This is a genomic window from Pedobacter aquatilis, from assembly GCF_030409415.1.
Taxonomy (GTDB): Bacteria; Bacteroidota; Bacteroidia; order Sphingobacteriales; family Sphingobacteriaceae; genus Pedobacter; species Pedobacter aquatilis.
In genome coordinates this window covers 105,364-121,693 of sequence record NZ_JAUFPW010000030.1, presented here as the reverse complement: position 1 = coordinate 121,693, position 16,330 = coordinate 105,364, and the positions used below count along the sequence as shown (strand labels likewise).

Below are 16,330 nucleotides of genomic sequence, written 5' to 3'. Positions count from 1 at the left end.
ACAATGAGCTGGAAATACAATGCTGATTATCCATCAGTTGATGATTTAAGAAATAAAGCAAAATCTAAAATACCGAGATTTGCCTTTGAATATCTGGATGGGGGCTGCAATGAAGATGTTAACCTTTTTCGCAATACAGATGACATAAGGGCATTGGAACTTTTGCCTTTTTACATCCGCGATTTTAAAGAAGCATCCTTAAAAACAAACCTTTTCGGACATACTTACGATGCGCCTTTTGGAATTGCACCAGTAGGTTTACAAGGTTTGATTTGGCCAAATGCACCAGAAATTTTAGCGAAGGCATCTTTCGAACATAATATTCCTTTTATTTTGAGTACAGTAAGTACTTCATCAATAGAAAGAATCATGCAAATTACCGAAGGAAATGCCTGGTATCAGCTTTATCATCCAGCTGAAGAATTAATAAAGGACGACATTATTAATAGGGCAGAAGCTTCTGGTTGTAAAGTTCTAGTTATCCTTTGCGATGTTCCAAGTTTTGGTTTCAGACCGAGAGACATTCGTAATGGTTTGGCAATGCCGCCTAAAATGTCGGTGAGAAATATGCTTCAAATTATGGGCAGACCAGAATGGGCACTAAGAACATTATTCCATGGACAACCGGCTTTCGAAACCATGAAACCTTATATGCCAAAAGGTTTAAATATGAAACAGTTGGGTTTATATATGAACAAAACTTTTTCTGGCAGATTAAATGCCGATAGAATTTCTGCTATTCGCGATAAATGGAAAGGTAAATTGGTTCTAAAAGGGGTTGCTACGGATGAAGATGCGCAATTGGCTGTTCAACTTGGTCTGGATGGAATTATTGTTTCCAATCATGGCGGCAGGCAGTTAGATGCGGGTCAGTCTTCGATAAAACCATTGGTACAAATTGCGCCAAAATACAAGGATAAATTAACGGTGATGATGGATAGCGGCCTTCGCTCTGGTCCGGATATTGCCCGCAGTATCGCCGCAGGCGCAGATTTTACCTTCCTAGGTAGAAGTTTTATGTATGGAGTTGGCGCTTTAGGTAGCGAAGGTGGAAACCACACAATTGGTATGCTTAAAACGCAGCTAAAACAAGTTATGGATCAGGTAGGCTGTGAGCGTGTTGAAGATTTACATCAACATTTATCATAGCGTTTTTAAGGTTTATAAATATCTGATTAGATGCCCATTTCGTAATAGAATGGGCATCTTTTGTGTAGTATGAATCTACTTCGCCAACTATTTCGTTAATTTACTGTTGAAAAGAAAAATCTTTTTTATGTTCAGAAACCTATTTCTAATAATGCTTTTGTTTCAAACCATCATTTCATCTGCTCAGGTAAAAACGGCTAAAAATATTAATTACGCTGGCAATACTGAAGTTAAAAATACCCTCAATATTTTTTACAAAAATGATGGAATAGCCGATAAGCCTGTGCTGGTTTTTATTCATGGTGGCTCGTGGAGCAGTGGAAAAAAGGAAACTTATTGGTGGTTGGGCAGGAATTTTGCTAAAAAAGGTATTGTTACGGTAATCATTAATTATACTTTAGCGCCAGATGTGCAATACGGTAAAATGGCAGAAGATTGTGCTTTGGCAGTAAAATGGGTGAAGGAAAACATCGGCAGCTACCAAGCCAGTGGCGATAAATTATTTGTAATGGGGCATTCTGCAGGGGCACATTTAGGTGAGCTAATTAATGCCGACCCGCAGTACTTTAAAAAGGTTGGCATTGCAAATCCAATTAAAGGCGTAATTTTAAACGACCCCTTTGGCTTAGACCTTTATGAATATTTAACCACTGCAGAAAAGGATAATTTTTATTTCGACTTTATCAGGACCTTTACCACTAAGCCTGAAGTTTGGAAACTAGCCTCACCAATGGATTATGTTAATAATGTAAAGAATCCACATTTACTTTTGTATGGGGGTAAAACCTATGGTGCTATTCGCATTCAAACACCAAGATTATACGAAAAATTAAAAGCAAACCATGTCCCGGTAGAGATAATGGAAATTAAGGGAAAAAGCCATGTGCCGATGATTAGTCAGATGATATTTGGAGGGAATGATTTGTACAAGGAGATTGTGGCTTTTATTAATAAGTAGGATTTATCGATTGCATAGCCATTTTTATAGGCCAATTTGCTAAACATACTTTAATAGTAGCATTGCAAAAAGTAAATTAAACCCGATTGACGTGAATGCCGATTTTTCTTCGGCAGAAACAAAAAGCGGGTCTATCGGAATCGATAAGCATTGAAATTGCTTTCCAAAATTTAATTCGTGGGTTTGGTTTTATCCAATAAACTATAATCCAGCACAGTTTTACCCTGTTCGTTATGGTAATGCATAATTTCGAATTTGGCATTTCGCTCAATATCTTCATCCTGATAACTGGTTCGGGCATGTATTGTTTGGGCAAAGGTATCGTCGAAAGCCTTTAAAATTACAAAAACCTCTACTTCAGCAACTTTTAGCTCTGCTAAGCTTTTTTCAAAAAGTGGACTATCTTCGGTTATGGGGTGCACAAGCGTCCAGTTTAAAGAGAGTACACTGATTTTATCTCTTTCCAAAACAAGTGGATAGAAGCTGCGTTTGAGTTGGCCATCAACAGTTTCGTTAAAGGTCATAAACATTTGTACTTCAATATCAATAAGCGAATTTCGTCTTAAATTAACCAGCCTGCACATTAACCCTGTTTGATTTTTATAAGGTGCAATAACCATTTTTTTACTGAAAGATACCTTCGATGTTGGCCTGCTGAAACGACCATAAAGTAATCCTGTAGCTAAGGCAAAGGCCAACAAGCCCAACATACTTTCAAAAGCAGCAAGTACACTGGTAATAAAGCCTTGGGGAGAAATATGGCCATAACCAACTGTAGAAATGGTTTGGGCCGAAAAGAAAAAGGCGTCGAAAAACTGGTCGCGGAGGGTTAAACCATTTGCGCCATTTAAATTTTCGATGCCAATAATATTATACGCAATTGCAAAAAGTGTATTAACAATAAGGTATGCAATTAATATTACGGCGAAAAAACGTGGCCAACTCATAGTAACCAAACGGGTGTAAGTATCATCAAATTTAAACCAGGGCAAGCCTGTACGTTCAATATTTGGAGAGCCATCTGTATTTAAAACGCGTTGATTTTTGATAACGGGTACAGAGCCGAAACCTAAATCATCATTAAATTGTACTTTTCTTTTAAAGAAAGCCATATATTTTTAGAAAGATTTTGGAATTATAAAAAACTATATCAATATTTGTTAATACAAACATGATAATTAAAAACTTAAATAACAATTGGTGGTGGCATAACGAAATTCGTTAGGCAAATTCTATTGTTATATATTTTAAAATATTTTATAAACGATGAAAAGGATTGCCCAAAAAGCAATCCTTTTTTTATGCGCAATTGTCATGCTGAATTTATTTCAGCATCAACTTATATCAACGCCTCGGTTCGTGTCCTCACGAAACGGAATGATAAACATTAAAATGAAAAAGATATTAAACCATTTATTTGAAAATAAGAGTTTTAGCAGGGAAGAAGCAAAAAACATCCTTATTTCTATCACGCAGGGCGAATTTAATTCATCGCAAATTGCCGCATTTATTACCGCCTATGCCATGCGTAATATTACGGTTGATGAATTGCAAGGTTTTAGAGACGCGATGTTGGATTTGGGTATCAAAACTGATTTTGCAGATTACGAATTAATCGACCTTTGCGGTACGGGCGGCGATGGAAAGGATACATTTAATATTTCTACACTTTCATCTTTTGTGGTTGCTGGCACCGGACATAAAGTGGCTAAACATGGTAACTATGGCGTTTCTTCGGGTTGTGGTTCTTCTAATGTGATGGAATATTTGGGTTATAATTTTACAAACGACCAAAGTATTTTGAAAAGTAATTTGGATGATGCAGGAATTTGCTTTTTGCATGCGCCATTGTTTAATCCGGCAATGAAAATTGTAGCGCCAATCCGTAAAGATTTAGGTATAAAAACCTTTTTTAATATGTTGGGTCCGATGGTAAATCCTTCTCAACCTAAATATCAAATGGTAGGTGTTTTCAGTTTAGAGTTGGCACGTCTTTATAATTATTTATATCAGGATACAACAAAGAATTATACCATTGTACATGCGCTTGAGGGTTATGATGAAATATCGTTAACCTGCGATGTAAAAACCTTTAATAACAAAGGAGAAAGCATTTTAACCTTAAATGATATGGGTTTTGAAAGGGTTTCGGTTAACGAAATTAAAGGAGGCGATACCGTAGAATCATCAGCAAAAATATTTATGGATGTTTTAAATGGCGAAGCAACTGATGTGCAGAATAATGTAGTGTTGTGTAATTCTGCTTTGGCCATAAAAACCATTAAGCCAACGGCCACATTTGCCGATTGTTTTTACGAAGCAGAAGAATCTTTAGTAAGTAAAAAAGCCTTGGAAAGCTTTAAAAAATTGGTGGCTTAATGAATCAGTTAAAATTAAAAATTTGTGGGATGAAATTCGCAGCGAATATTGCAGCAATTGCTGAGCTGCAACCCGATTATTTAGGCTTTATATTTTATGATAAATCGCCACGTTTTATAAGTGATGTTTCAGCAGAGCTGATAAAATATATTCCGGCAGAAATTAAAACGGTTGGTGTTTTTGTGAATGAGGATTTGGAAACCGTTAAGCAAAAGGTAAAATTTCATCAGCTAAAAGCTGTTCAGTTGCATGGAAATGAAACACCAGATTATTGCCAGCAATTGAAAGATAATTTCAATGATTTGGAAGTGATTAAAGCTTTTGGACTCGATGAAGATTTTGATTTCAGCATTTTGGATGTTTATGTAGCAGCAGTTGATTACTTTTTATTCGATACTAAAACAAAAGCACATGGTGGTTCGGGTAAAACTTTCGATTGGCAAATTTTAAAACAATATCGCTTAGATAAATCTTACTTTTTAAGTGGAGGCATTGATTTGGAACATGCTGCTTCAATAAATGAAATTAAAGATGAGCGATTGTATGCTTTAGATATTAATAGCCGATTTGAAATTGAACCTGGTTTTAAAAATGTGGAAAAGGTTATAGAGTTTGTAAAGGAAATTAGAAGATAGTTTCTGCAATCATGCCATCACCCTTTTGAGGGGGTAGGGAGAGGATTTAGATTTTGTTTTGTCCTGGCCGGACTGGCTTCTTTCTTTTTGATGTCAAAAAGAAACAAAAAACACCGGCTGAAAATTTTTCTTTTGAAGTTTGTACTTTGGCTCGGACAGTGTTTTCCGAAAAATTTATTAGGCCGGATTTGAGTAGAACGAAGATTTTGTGGTAAGGCTTAGCAGGATGGAATTTTAAGTGGCGAAATATTGGTTGAAAAATAACCCATGATTTCAATCATGGGTAAATAAAACGGCCATTGGCTTCAACCAATGGATAATTAAAAAAATATGAAATACAAAGTAAACGAAAAAGGATATTACGGAGATTTTGGTGGAGCATACATCCCGGAGATGCTGTACCCGAACGTAGAGGAATTGCGTCAAAACTACTTTAAGATTATTGATGATGCCGATTTTCAAAAGGAATTTCATCAGTTACTAAAAGATTACGTTGGTCGCCCTTCGCCATTGTATTTGGCAAACAGGTTATCAGAAAAATATGGCGCTAATATTTTCCTCAAAAGGGAAGACTTAAACCATACCGGTGCACATAAAATTAACAATACAATCGGCCAGATTTTACTGGCAGAAAAGTTAGGTAAAAAGAGAATCATTGCCGAAACCGGTGCAGGTCAGCATGGTGTTGCAACCGCAACCGTTTGTGCCTTACGTAACCTGGAATGTGTAATTTACATGGGCGAGGTAGATATCGAGCGACAAGCGCCAAATGTTGCCCGTATGAAAATGTTGGGCGCAAAGGTTGTTCCGGCAAGTTCTGGTAGTAAAACTTTAAAAGATGCAACCAACGAAGCTATGCGTGATTGGATTAACAATCCGGTAGATACGCATTACATCATTGGTTCGGTGGTTGGTCCACATCCTTATCCGGATATGGTGGCGATTTTTCAATCCATCATTTCAGAAGAAACTAAAAAACAATTAATTGAGCAAACCGGAAACGACCAACCCGATTATGTTTTGGCTTGTGTAGGTGGTGGAAGTAATGCAATGGGTATGTTTTATCATTTTATGGAAGATGAAAATGTAAAACTTGTTGCTATAGAAGCTGCTGGCAAGGGCGTATCAAGTGGCTTTTCTGCGGCCACAACTTATTTAGGTAAAGAAGGCGTTTTACATGGTAGTAGAAGTATTTTAATGCAAACCGAAGACGGGCAAGTGGTAGAGCCACACTCTGTTTCAGCTGGTTTGGATTATCCTGGCATTGGTCCGCAACATGCGCATTTATTTAAAACAGGCCGTGGAAAATATGTTTCCATTACCGATGAGGAAAGTTTGGATGCAGGCTTATTGCTTACTCAATTAGAAGGTATCATTCCGGCAATTGAAAGTGCACACGCTTTGGCTTATCTAGAGAAAATGGAATTTAAAGGCGGCGAAAATGTAGTGATTTGCCTTTCTGGCAGAGGCGATAAAGATTTAGATACTTACATTAAATATTTTAATTTATAATTAAAGTCGTCATTGCGAGGCACGAAGCAATCTCTGTATGAATATTGCTTCGTAACTCGCAGTGATGGAATGATTGAGGTTTTATGAACAGAATTAAACAACTTTTCCAACAGAAGAAAAATATATTATCGATTTATTACACCGCTGGTTATCCTAACTTAGGCGATACCATTCAAATTGCAGAAGCTTTGGAAAAGTCGGGTGCAGATATGCTTGAGATTGGTTTTCCATATTCAGACCCAGTTGCCGATGGTCCTGTGATACAGGCCAGCAGCAAGAAATCTTTAGACCAAGGCATGAACTTAAAATTGCTTTTTGAGCAGTTAAAAGATTTGCGTAAAAACGTTACCATACCTGTTTTATTGATGGGTTATGTAAATCCGGTTTTGCAATTTGGTGTAGAAAATTTTTGCAAAGCTTGTGCAGAAGTAGGGGTAGATGGCTGCATCGTGCCCGATTTGCCAATGGTTGAGTACGAAGAATTTTACCAGACATGTTTTGAGGAACATAATTTAAGCAACGTGTTTCTAATTACGCCACAAACGGCCGAAGAACGTATTCATAAAATTGATGGTTTAACAAATGGATTTATTTATTTACTGTCATCATCAGCTACAACTGGTAAAAATCTGGAGGTAGGCGATACAACGGAAACATATTTCAGCCGCATTCAAAATATGAATCTGAAAAACCCAACCATGATTGGTTTTGGCATTAGTGATAAGAAAACTTTCGATAAGGCTTGTACTTATGCTAACGGAGCCATTATCGGAACTGCTTTTGTTAAGGCAATTGCTGATGGAAATTTAGAAGAAAGTGTGAGTAGTTTTATGAAAGAATTCAAGGGTTAGTTAGGGCGCTCGTCATTGCGTGGTGCAGCTCGCTCCGATATAGGATAAGCAATCTAAAAATGACAGATTGCTTTGTGCCTTTTGATTTTAAAAATTATTGAAGCGCAAAACCTGTGTATTTTGGGTTGCGACAGTCCCGCCACCGCTTCAAGTCCTCATTTCGCTGCGCTACATTGTGGGCTTTCCGCTTTGTCGGGGCTACTTAATTTAAAACTGTGCAAATTTGTAAAGCGAAAAAGTGTTCATCATTGCGAGGCATGAAGCAATCTAATTGGAAACATGTTAAGCGTTGGCTTCGTGCCTTGTAATGAGTGAATGAACTACTTCACCCAATCCTCATAACACATCTCAAACTTTACTTCACCTTTGTTTACCATTCCAACATTCTTCCAGCCTTGTTGGGTGTAAAATTGTTCTGCTCTTGTATTTGGAGCAGTACCTAACCAAACCGTTTGCTTCGTTTGAATGAAATACCAATCTATCATCAACCGATGTAATTCTTTTCCTATGCCCTTTCCTTCAAATTCTGGACGGAGAAAAAGCGCCCAAATGTTGCTTTCTTCTAAATCGACAATAGAAAAGCCGACAATTTGATTATCAATTTCGCAAACCCAACCTTTGCCTTTTTTGGTGATAAATTCTTCGCAATCTGCATCTGTAACTAATGCCGGATTGGATAGGGTATTTTCCTTAACAGTATGCCTAACAATTTGGATTTGTGGTATGTCTGATATTTTTGCTTCGCGATAAATCATATACGAATATAAAGTTTATTTAAATATTTCGCCATTTCGATAGGAGTGAGAACCTCTATTGCTCAGTGAGGCTAAAATAATTTAGTTAGGTTCAAAGATTTCTCAGTTCCTTTGCGCTGCATTCGAAAAGACGACCGTCCTGAATATGAAATTTATTGTTAGATCTCACATTACCTAAGCCACTATAAAAGAGAAGATTCGCAAATTGCTTAGCAAACTTTGATGGTCAGCTCCCCTCCTTATTTTCAAGGAGGGGTTGGGGGTGGTTTTCTTTGTTTATCGGTTAAACGCGGGAATGGCTGGCGATATGATAGTTTGTAGTTTTAACATTCCATTTTTATATTCTAAACCAAGCCACCTAAACCCGACCGAAATGGAAATACTTTTTTATTTGCAGAACATTGGTTCATCAGCATTACAGTTGCCGTAAAAAAGATTGCAATAAAGGGCGGGGCTGCTGTTTCAAAAGGACTACAAATTTTGCTTTCCAAAATCTTAAAAATGTTAGCTTGTTAGGTTTTAGCTTTCAGAGAAAAAATAACCCGATGTAATCATGGCTTTCAAATAGCTTTAAAGTGTGTTTTTTGCTCGCTAAATTCTATTTGACAATAAAATGATTGTTGATTTCGGAATTGGTTATACATTTGCTTAACAGTGTTAAATTATTTATCACTAAATATTCCACATCATGGGAAGCAAAGAAAGAATTTTACGCTTAAAAGAAGAAACCAGAACAAGTATTCTGGATGCGGCCTTGAACATTGTTCAAACGGAGGGTTGGCAGGCTTTAAGTATGCGTAAAATTGCTGACCAGATTGAATATACTGCTCCAATTATTTACGAATACTTTTCGAATAAAGAAGGCATTTTGTTGGAGTTGACCAGAAGAGGTTACCAAATTTTAGGCAAAGATATTCGCGAGGCCCGCGATAAACACGAAAACGCTGAGGATAAAATGGAAGCCATGTGGGTTGCCTATTGGAACTTTGCTTTCTCACATAAAGAGTTTTACCAATTAATGTATGGGGTAGACATGGTTTGTTGCACTGTTAAAAATTCCATGCAGGAAGCAGAACAGGTTTCAAATATGCTTGGCGATGTAATTGAATCTTTATTTGTTAAAAAGCCGGTATCAGATGATGATATTTGCATGAAATATTATACTTATTGGTCGATTATTCATGGTTTGATTTCGATAAACCTAGTAAGGCCAAATGGTAGAACCACTGATGAATTAAACCAACAAATTTTAAAAGATGCTATTAAGGGCATCACATTATCAATAAACAATTAATTTTTTTTACAAAGTAATTTAACACTGTTAGATTATTTATACACTTTAAATCCACTATAATTTTTAATCATATGAATGCTATCCACCGCTTGTTTATTTTACTTAACACTGTTAAGAAATTTAATAGTGTTAACTCACTGATTCTAATTTCTTCGATTTCTATTATCCTTGCCAGCTGTAAATCGGCTCCAGAGCAATCTGCTGCAGCACCGCCACCGCCAGTTTTACCCGTGAGTATGGTTAACGAAAGCACGCAAACCACTTATATCGATTATCCTGCTGCTATACAAGGTGCGGTAGATATTGATGTTCGTCCGCAGGTTAGCGGATATTTGCAGAGCGTTTTGGTTAACGAGGGTGCTTATGTAACTGCCGGACAAACACTTTTTAAAATCAACGAAAATCCTTATCGCGAAGCTTTAAATAATGCAAAGGCAAGTTTACATGCGGCCGAAGCCGCTATTTTAAATGCTCAGTTAGAAGTAGATAAGTTAACACCACTAGTGCAAAACAAAGTCGTATCTGAATTTCAGTTAAAAACTGCAAAAACGGCTTATAAAATTGCCCAGGCAAATGCCGAGCAGGCAAAAGCCAGTGTTGCTTCGGCCAAAATTAATCTAGGCTATACCAATGTTAAGGCAACGGTAAGTGGCTACATCGGCCGTATTCCTAAAAAACAGGGAAGTTTGGTAGCACCAACCGACCAGGATGCGTTAACCCAATTGTCAGATATCCACGAAGTACATGTTTATTTTTCTCTAGCGGAGAACGATTTCAATAGTTTCAATGCAAACTATCCTGGCAAATCACCCGCTGATAGAATTAAACATTTGCCAGCAGTTGAATTGCTTTTATCGGATAATACGACCTATCCCGTTAAAGGAAAAATCGATATGATTGATGGTCAGTTTGACAAAAATACTGGTGCTATAACTCTAAGGGCAAGTTTCCCAAATGCTAATGGCGTGTTACGTTCAGGAAATACGGGCAAGGTTCGTTTAGGCTTACAGCATGATGATGCAATTTTGATTCCACAGGCTGCTACTGTAGAAATGCAGGATAAAGTCTTCGTTTTTTCAGTAAATAAAGATAATAAAGTAAGCAAATTGCCAATCACTGTAATAGGTAAAAGCGGTAGCAATTACTTAGTAAAAAATGGTGTAAAATCTGGCGACCAAATTGTATTAAGCGGTTTAGATCGTTTACAAGAAGGACAAGTAATTACGCCTGAGAAAGGAACAGATAAAGCAGCGAGTTTGAAGAAAGATTAAAGCTGAAAGACTAAAGTAGAAAGCTGAAAGTTGGGTTAGTCTGAGGACCGAAGTTGGGAGTCAAAAGTTGAAAAACTAAAGCTTAAAGCAAATAGCCAAAATATTCTCAATGCCTTATATGGTGAAAACCTAAAGCACAAAAATAAAATAATAGAAAAAATGTTCAAGATATTTATACAAAGGCCTGTATTGGCAACCGTTATCTCAATTTTATTGGTAATATTGGGTGTACTTGGCCTAACGAAACTGCCTTTACAACAGTTTCCTGATATAGCACCACCGTCGGTTTTGGTTACCGCGGTTTATCCTGGTGCAAATGCCGAAACGGTTTTACGTTCGGTTGCGCCATCACTCGAAGAATCAATAAACGGCGTAGAAAACATGACATACATGAGTTCTACCGCCAGTAATGATGGCTCATTGGCGATTACGGTTTTCTTTAAGTTAGGTACCAATGCAGACCAGGCCGCGGTTAACGTTCAAAATCGCGTGGCACAGGCAACCAGTCAATTGCCTGCCGAGGTTGTGCAACAAGGCGTAACTACGGCAAAGCAACAAAACAGTTTCATCATGGCAATTGGTATGTATACGGATGATGAATCGAAGTACGACCAGACTTTCGTGGCCAATTATGCACAAATCAATATTATTCCAGAGATTAAACGTATTCCCGGTGTTGGTTCGGCGGCTATTTTTGGCGGTGTGAAAGATTATTCAATGCGTGTTTGGTTAAATCCAACGCAAATGACTACTTATAAAGTTACCCCAAATGAAGTAATGAAAGCCATCCAAGATAAGAGTTTAGAGGCTGCACCTGGTAAATTTGGCGAGAAAAGTAAAGAGGTTTTTGAATACGTAATTAAGTACAAAGGTAAATTAACCAAACCCGAAGAGTATGAAAATATAGCTATACGTGCCAATGCGGATGGTTCTATTCTACATTTGAAAGATGTAGCGAGGGTAGAATTAGGCGCATATTCTTACAATAGCATTACGCGTATTAATGGTAAAAAAGCTATTGTAATTGGTATTATTCAATTGGCGGGCTCTAATTCGAATGATATTCAGGTGGCCATTAATAAGCTGATGGAAAAATCTGAAAAGAGTTTTCCGGCAGGGATAAAAAAGAATATTTTCTACAGTACAAAAGTAGCTTTAGACCAATCGATAGAGCAGGTAGAACATACTTTGGTTGAAGCTTTTATTCTCGTTTTTATTGTGGTGTTTTTGTTCCTGCAAGATTTCAGGTCGACCTTAATACCAGCAATTGCTGTTCCAGTTGCTATTTTGGGCACATTTTTCTTTATGCAGTTATTCGGTTTCTCGATAAACTTGTTAACTCTTTTCGCCCTGATTTTAGCCATTGGTATTGTTGTGGATGATGCGATTGTGGTCGTTGAGGCGGTGCATGCAAAGATGGAGCATAAAGGCTTGGGTCCGAAAGCGGCTACGCATGAGGCCATGCATGAAATTACCGGAGCAATTATTTCCATCACTTTGGTTATGGCGGCCGTGTTTTTACCGGTAGGTTTTATGGAAGGTTCCACAGGTGTTTTCTATCGGCAGTTTGCCTTTACCATGGCTATTGCAATCGTAATTTCAGCAATTAACGCATTAACTTTAAGTCCTGCTTTGGCTGCTTTATTCTTAAAAGATAATCATGCAACGCATGGCGATAAACCAACGGTTAAACCAAATTTTAAACAAAGATTTTTTGACGGATTTAATCACAGTTTCAATTCCCTTACTAATCGCTATGTCGGTGGTTTGAAGTTTTTGGTTCGCCATAAATGGTTAAGCATGGGTGGTTTAGTGTTGATTACCTTGGCTACAGTTTTCATGGTAAAAACTACTCCAGCAGGATTTATTCCTACTGAAGACCAAGGGTTTATCGCCATTGCAGTAAATACACCATCGGGTACATCATTAGAAGGCACTCAGAAAGTAATGACGGAAGCTGAAAGTGTATTAAGCAAACTAGATGCTTCAAGAGATGTGACGGCGATATCGGGTTTTAACCTGTTAACCAATTCAACAAGTCCATCTTCGGCGGTGGTTTTCGTACTCTTGAAACCAAATGAAGAACGTGGTGCGGTTAAAAACATCGAAGAAATCATGAATCAGGTTCGCGGTACATTAGGGGCCATTTCGGGTGGTAGTTTCTTTGTGTTTAGCTTTCCTACAGTTCCGGGTTTTAGTAATGTTGAGGCTCTGGATATGGTACTTCAAGATAAAACAGGTGGAAAGCTGGATAAGTTTAGTGGTGTATCGCAACAGTTCATTGGCGAGTTAATGAAACGCCCGGAAATTGCCGTTGCTTTTACAAGTTTCAAAGCCGATTATCCGCAATTGCAACTGGATATTAACGATGAAAAAGCTGACCAGCTAGGCGTTAATGTGAAAGATATTTTGCAAACCATGCAAACTTATTTTGGTAGTGCACAAGCGTCGGATTTTAATCGTTTTGGTAAATATTATCGTGTTGTTGTTCAAGCCGATGTGCAAGATAGGGCAGACCCATCATCAATCGACCGTGTTTTTGTGAAAAGCAATCGTGGCGAAATGGTGCCGATTAATACACTGGTAAAATTGAGCCGTATTTATGGTTCAGAAACGGCTTCGAGATACAATCTATTCAATTCTATCTCTATAAATGCAATTCCTAAACCGGGTTTTAGTTCGGGGCAGGCCATTAAAGCAATTGAAGAAGTGGCTGAAAAACAATTGCCATCAGGCTACAGTTATGAATTTTCTGGACAAACGCGTGAGGAAATTTCTTCAGGTGGGCAATCTACCGTGATATTCTTACTGTGTCTGGTATTTATTTACTTCCTTTTGTCAGCTCAATATGAAAGCTACATTCTGCCTTTAGCAGTTATTTTATCAATCCCTGCCGGAATATTTGGTGTATTTGTAGCCATTGGTTTAACAGGTATTCAAAATAATATTTATGTACAAGTTGCGCTGATTATGCTCATTGGTTTGCTGGCGAAAAATGCGATTCTGATTGTAGAATTTGCCGTTCAGCGAAGAAGAAGTGGACAGCCATTGGTGGCTTCAGCATTAGAAGCTGCAAAATCGAGGTTACGTCCGATTATTATGACTTCTTTAGCTTTTATCGTCGGGTTAATCCCGATGATGAGTGCAACGGGTCCATCAGCACAAGGTAATCACTCCATCAGTATTGGCGCAGCAGGAGGGATGATTTCAGGCGTAATTTTAGGTTTGTTCATCATTCCGGTACTCTTTGTCATCTTCCAGGCATTACAAGAAAAAATTTCAAGAAAATCTAACGAGGTTGTTCATTACCATGAAGAAAAACCTTTAAATCATGTAGTTTATGAAACGGTTTAATATTTTAAGCATTCTGCTCCTTGCATTAATCTGGAGCGGATGTTCAGTATCTAAAAATTTAGCTTTACCACAAAGTTTAGCGCCAAAAATGTTTAGAAACACTGCACCAACAGATTCTTCGAGCATTGGCGATTTGCCCTTGAAGAACTTTATTAATGACTTAACTGTACAAAATTTAATCGATACAGCTTTGGTTCGCAATTACGATATGCAAATTGCATTAAAAAATATAGATGCTGCCGAAGTACTTTTCAAGCAATCGAAATTAGGTTATTTGCCAGAATTAAAATTACAGGTGGCGGCAAGTTCAAGTCGCCCATCTGATAACAGTTTAAACGGGTTGAGCCTGAACCAATTTACAGGTTCTACCCATATAGAAGATTATAATGCCAACCTTGGCGTATTTTGGGAAGCCGATATCTGGGGTAAAATCCGCAATCAAAAAGCAGGCGCTTTAGCTAGTTTTTTACAAACCGAGGAGGCTCGTAAAGCGGTTCAAACCCGTTTAGTTGCCAATGTAGCACAGGGTTATTATAATTTATTGATGTTGGATGCGCAATTGGAAATCGCCAGAAAAAACCTCAAACTGAATGATAGCACGCTGAGAATTATCAATTTGCAGTTTGATGCTGGTCAGGTTACATCTTTGGCAATACAACAGGCCGAAGCGCAACAGTTAAATGCATCGCAGTTAATCCCACGTTTGGAGCAAAATGTTACGATTCAAGAAAATGCTTTGAGTGTTTTAATTGGTACCTTGCCAAAGGCGATTAATAGGTCAAGCCGCTTAGATAAAATGGCTATTCCTCAGGATTTGAATGCTGGTTTTCCATCGTCATTATTAAGCAGACGGCCAGATATTAAATCGGCAGAATTAGCGCTTAATGTGGCAAATGCCAAGGTTGGTGTGGCTAAAGCAAGTTTGTATCCATCTTTGGTAATTACGGCCAGTGGCGGTATTAATTCATTCAAAGCCAGTAATTGGTTTAACGTTCCAGCTTCTTTATTTGGTTTAGTTTCTGGAGGGATTACACAACCTATTTTCCAAAGAGGACAGCTAAAATCTAATTTAGAACTAGCAAAAATAGACAGAGAAAAAACAGTTATAACATTTCGTCAGTCTGTTATTAATGCCGTAGGCGAAGTATCTGATGAATTAACCAAAGTTGAAAAATTAAAAACGCAGTACAGCATCGCTGAAAAAAGAGCACAAACTTTACAGCAAGCCTCTAAAAATGCCAGCTTATTATTCAAAAGCGGTATGGCAAATTATTTAGAAGTCATTACGGCGCAAGGTAATTTATTACAAAGTGAATTAGAATTAACTACCATAAAAACCGAACAACTTAATGCCGTTGTTGGTTTGTATCGCTCATTGGGCGGGGGTTGGAATTAAGTTTTTAACCTACATTAACCATATAAGAATGCTAATAATATTTAAGCTTTTGGCTTATACGTAGATTTAGTAGTCTTATATGGTTTTTAGTTTTACATAATCTGTGCATCAATTCTCCTTGAAATGTATTTGTTGAAGCGCTTAAAGTTTTATTACAAAAAATCTTCAATATTACCCTTACCCTCACGAATAATTTCAAACTCACCAGTTGTGCAATCTATAACAGTTGATGCTTCGTTATCACCGTAACCGCCGTCAATAACTAAATCAACTAATTCCTGGTATTTTTCGTAAATCAACTCCGGGTCAGTAGAATATTCTATAAGTTCGTCATCATCTTTAATTGAAGTTGATAGAATCGGGTTACCGAGTTCTTTAACAATGCAACGAGCGATGTTATTATCAGGTACACGAATACCGACTGTTTTTTTATTTGAACTTAATAATTTTGGTACATTATTATTTGCATTGAAGATAAATGTAAAAGGACCAGGTAAGGCTTTTTTCAAAATTCGAAAAGTTGTATTGTCGATTGGTTTAATGTAATCTGCAATGTGACTTAAATCGTGGCAAATAAAGGAAAAGTTAGCTTTTTCAGGTTTTATTCCGCGAATTCGGGCAATTTTTTCAATAGCTTTCGGATTGGTAATATCGCAGCCCAAACCATACACCGTATCCGTTGGATATATGATTAAACCGCCTTTTTTTAAAACTTCAACAACTTGTTCAATTGCCTTTTCATTTGGGTTTTCTGGATAAATCTTGATAAGCATAGC

At 37.5% G+C, this 16,330-nt stretch carries 13 protein-coding genes; 10 read left to right on the top strand and 3 right to left on the bottom strand.

What is annotated here, in order from left to right; all coding sequences use genetic code 11:
• Positions 1 to 3 precede the first annotated feature (3 nt).
• On the top strand, positions 4 to 1,149 hold the full coding sequence (locus QWY86_RS13170) for an alpha-hydroxy acid oxidase (RefSeq protein ID WP_290242792.1): 1,146 nt from the start codon (positions 4 to 6) through the stop codon (positions 1,147 to 1,149).
• A gap of 127 nt (positions 1,150 to 1,276) precedes the next feature.
• Positions 1,277 to 2,107, top strand: coding sequence for an alpha/beta hydrolase (locus QWY86_RS13165; protein ID WP_290242791.1), 831 nt, complete (start codon positions 1,277 to 1,279; stop codon positions 2,105 to 2,107).
• Positions 2,108 to 2,277: 170 nt separating this feature from the next.
• Here QWY86_RS13165 and QWY86_RS13160 read toward each other — a convergent pair whose 3' ends face one another.
• Entirely contained in the window at positions 2,278 to 3,219 is a 942-nt protein-coding gene (locus QWY86_RS13160; protein ID WP_290242790.1) for an ion channel, read from the bottom strand.
• A gap of 280 nt (positions 3,220 to 3,499) precedes the next feature.
• Here QWY86_RS13160 and trpD point away from each other — a divergent pair, with 280 nt between their 5' ends.
• The 4 genes from trpD to trpA all read left to right on the top strand — a co-directional run bounded on the left by trpD (position 3,500) and on the right by trpA (position 7,484).
• Entirely contained in the window at positions 3,500 to 4,486 is a 987-nt protein-coding gene (trpD, locus tag QWY86_RS13155; RefSeq protein WP_290242789.1) for an anthranilate phosphoribosyltransferase, read from the top strand.
• 29 nt (positions 4,487 to 4,515) lie between these two features.
• Positions 4,516 to 5,121 carry a phosphoribosylanthranilate isomerase gene (locus tag QWY86_RS13150; RefSeq protein ID WP_290242788.1) on the top strand — a complete coding sequence of 202 codons (606 nt, stop codon included), beginning with the start codon at positions 4,516 to 4,518 and terminating at the stop codon, positions 5,119 to 5,121.
• A 330-nt stretch (positions 5,122 to 5,451) separates the two neighbouring features.
• Entirely contained in the window at positions 5,452 to 6,633 is a 1,182-nt protein-coding gene (gene trpB, locus QWY86_RS13145) for a tryptophan synthase subunit beta (RefSeq protein ID WP_290242787.1), read from the top strand.
• A gap of 83 nt (positions 6,634 to 6,716) precedes the next feature.
• Entirely contained in the window at positions 6,717 to 7,484 is a 768-nt protein-coding gene (gene trpA, locus QWY86_RS13140) for a tryptophan synthase subunit alpha (RefSeq protein WP_290242786.1), read from the top strand.
• Positions 7,485 to 7,804: 320 nt separating this feature from the next.
• On the opposite strand, the gene QWY86_RS13135 is transcribed toward trpA, so the two are convergent.
• Positions 7,805 to 8,239, bottom strand: a complete 435-nt coding sequence (locus QWY86_RS13135) for a GNAT family N-acetyltransferase (RefSeq protein ID WP_290242785.1) — start codon at positions 8,237 to 8,239, stop codon at positions 7,805 to 7,807.
• A gap of 688 nt (positions 8,240 to 8,927) precedes the next feature.
• Between QWY86_RS13135 and QWY86_RS13130 the strand changes: the two genes are divergently transcribed.
• The 4 genes from QWY86_RS13130 (at position 8,928) to QWY86_RS13115 (ending at position 15,554) form a co-directional block, all read left to right on the top strand.
• Positions 8,928 to 9,533 carry a TetR/AcrR family transcriptional regulator gene (locus QWY86_RS13130; RefSeq protein ID WP_290242784.1) on the top strand — a complete coding sequence of 202 codons (606 nt, stop codon included), beginning with the start codon at positions 8,928 to 8,930 and terminating at the stop codon, positions 9,531 to 9,533.
• Between the two features lie 71 nt (positions 9,534 to 9,604).
• Positions 9,605 to 10,804: an efflux RND transporter periplasmic adaptor subunit gene (locus QWY86_RS13125; RefSeq protein WP_290242783.1), complete on the top strand. Its 1,200-nt coding sequence runs from the start codon at positions 9,605 to 9,607 to the stop codon at positions 10,802 to 10,804.
• Between the two features lie 159 nt (positions 10,805 to 10,963).
• Complete coding sequence (locus QWY86_RS13120) at positions 10,964 to 14,158, top strand: efflux RND transporter permease subunit (protein WP_290242782.1); 3,195 nt, start codon at positions 10,964 to 10,966, stop codon at positions 14,156 to 14,158.
• Positions 14,145 to 15,554, top strand: a complete 1,410-nt coding sequence (locus tag QWY86_RS13115; protein WP_290242781.1) for a TolC family protein — start codon at positions 14,145 to 14,147, stop codon at positions 15,552 to 15,554. The genes QWY86_RS13120 and QWY86_RS13115 overlap by 14 nt, the downstream gene beginning before the upstream one ends.
• A 152-nt stretch (positions 15,555 to 15,706) precedes the next feature.
• Here QWY86_RS13115 and QWY86_RS13110 read toward each other — a convergent pair whose 3' ends face one another.
• Positions 15,707 to 16,327, bottom strand: coding sequence for an L-threonylcarbamoyladenylate synthase (locus QWY86_RS13110; RefSeq protein ID WP_290242780.1), 621 nt, complete (start codon positions 16,325 to 16,327; stop codon positions 15,707 to 15,709).
• Positions 16,328 to 16,330 lie beyond the last annotated feature (3 nt).

What these genes read in the sequence shown, in the direction of transcription:
- QWY86_RS13170 (WP_290242792.1), top strand. Translation starts at nt 4, where the DNA reads ATGAGCTGGAAATACAATGCTGATTATCCATCAGTTGATGATTTAAGA.
- QWY86_RS13165 (WP_290242791.1), top strand. Translation starts at nt 1,277, where the DNA reads ATGTTCAGAAACCTATTTCTAATAATGCTTTTGTTTCAAACCATCATT.
- QWY86_RS13160 (WP_290242790.1), bottom strand. Translation starts at nt 3,219, where the DNA reads ATGGCTTTCTTTAAAAGAAAAGTACAATTTAATGATGATTTAGGTTTC.
- trpD (WP_290242789.1), top strand. Translation starts at nt 3,500, where the DNA reads ATGAAAAAGATATTAAACCATTTATTTGAAAATAAGAGTTTTAGCAGG.
- QWY86_RS13150 (WP_290242788.1), top strand. Translation starts at nt 4,516, where the DNA reads ATGAAATTCGCAGCGAATATTGCAGCAATTGCTGAGCTGCAACCCGAT.
- trpB (WP_290242787.1), top strand. Translation starts at nt 5,452, where the DNA reads ATGAAATACAAAGTAAACGAAAAAGGATATTACGGAGATTTTGGTGGA.
- trpA (WP_290242786.1), top strand. Translation starts at nt 6,717, where the DNA reads ATGAACAGAATTAAACAACTTTTCCAACAGAAGAAAAATATATTATCG.
- QWY86_RS13135 (WP_290242785.1), bottom strand. Translation starts at nt 8,239, where the DNA reads ATGATTTATCGCGAAGCAAAAATATCAGACATACCACAAATCCAAATT.
- QWY86_RS13130 (WP_290242784.1), top strand. Translation starts at nt 8,928, where the DNA reads ATGGGAAGCAAAGAAAGAATTTTACGCTTAAAAGAAGAAACCAGAACA.
- QWY86_RS13125 (WP_290242783.1), top strand. Translation starts at nt 9,605, where the DNA reads ATGAATGCTATCCACCGCTTGTTTATTTTACTTAACACTGTTAAGAAA.
- QWY86_RS13120 (WP_290242782.1), top strand. Translation starts at nt 10,964, where the DNA reads ATGTTCAAGATATTTATACAAAGGCCTGTATTGGCAACCGTTATCTCA.
- QWY86_RS13115 (WP_290242781.1), top strand. Translation starts at nt 14,145, where the DNA reads ATGAAACGGTTTAATATTTTAAGCATTCTGCTCCTTGCATTAATCTGG.
- QWY86_RS13110 (WP_290242780.1), bottom strand. Translation starts at nt 16,327, where the DNA reads ATGCTTATCAAGATTTATCCAGAAAACCCAAATGAAAAGGCAATTGAA.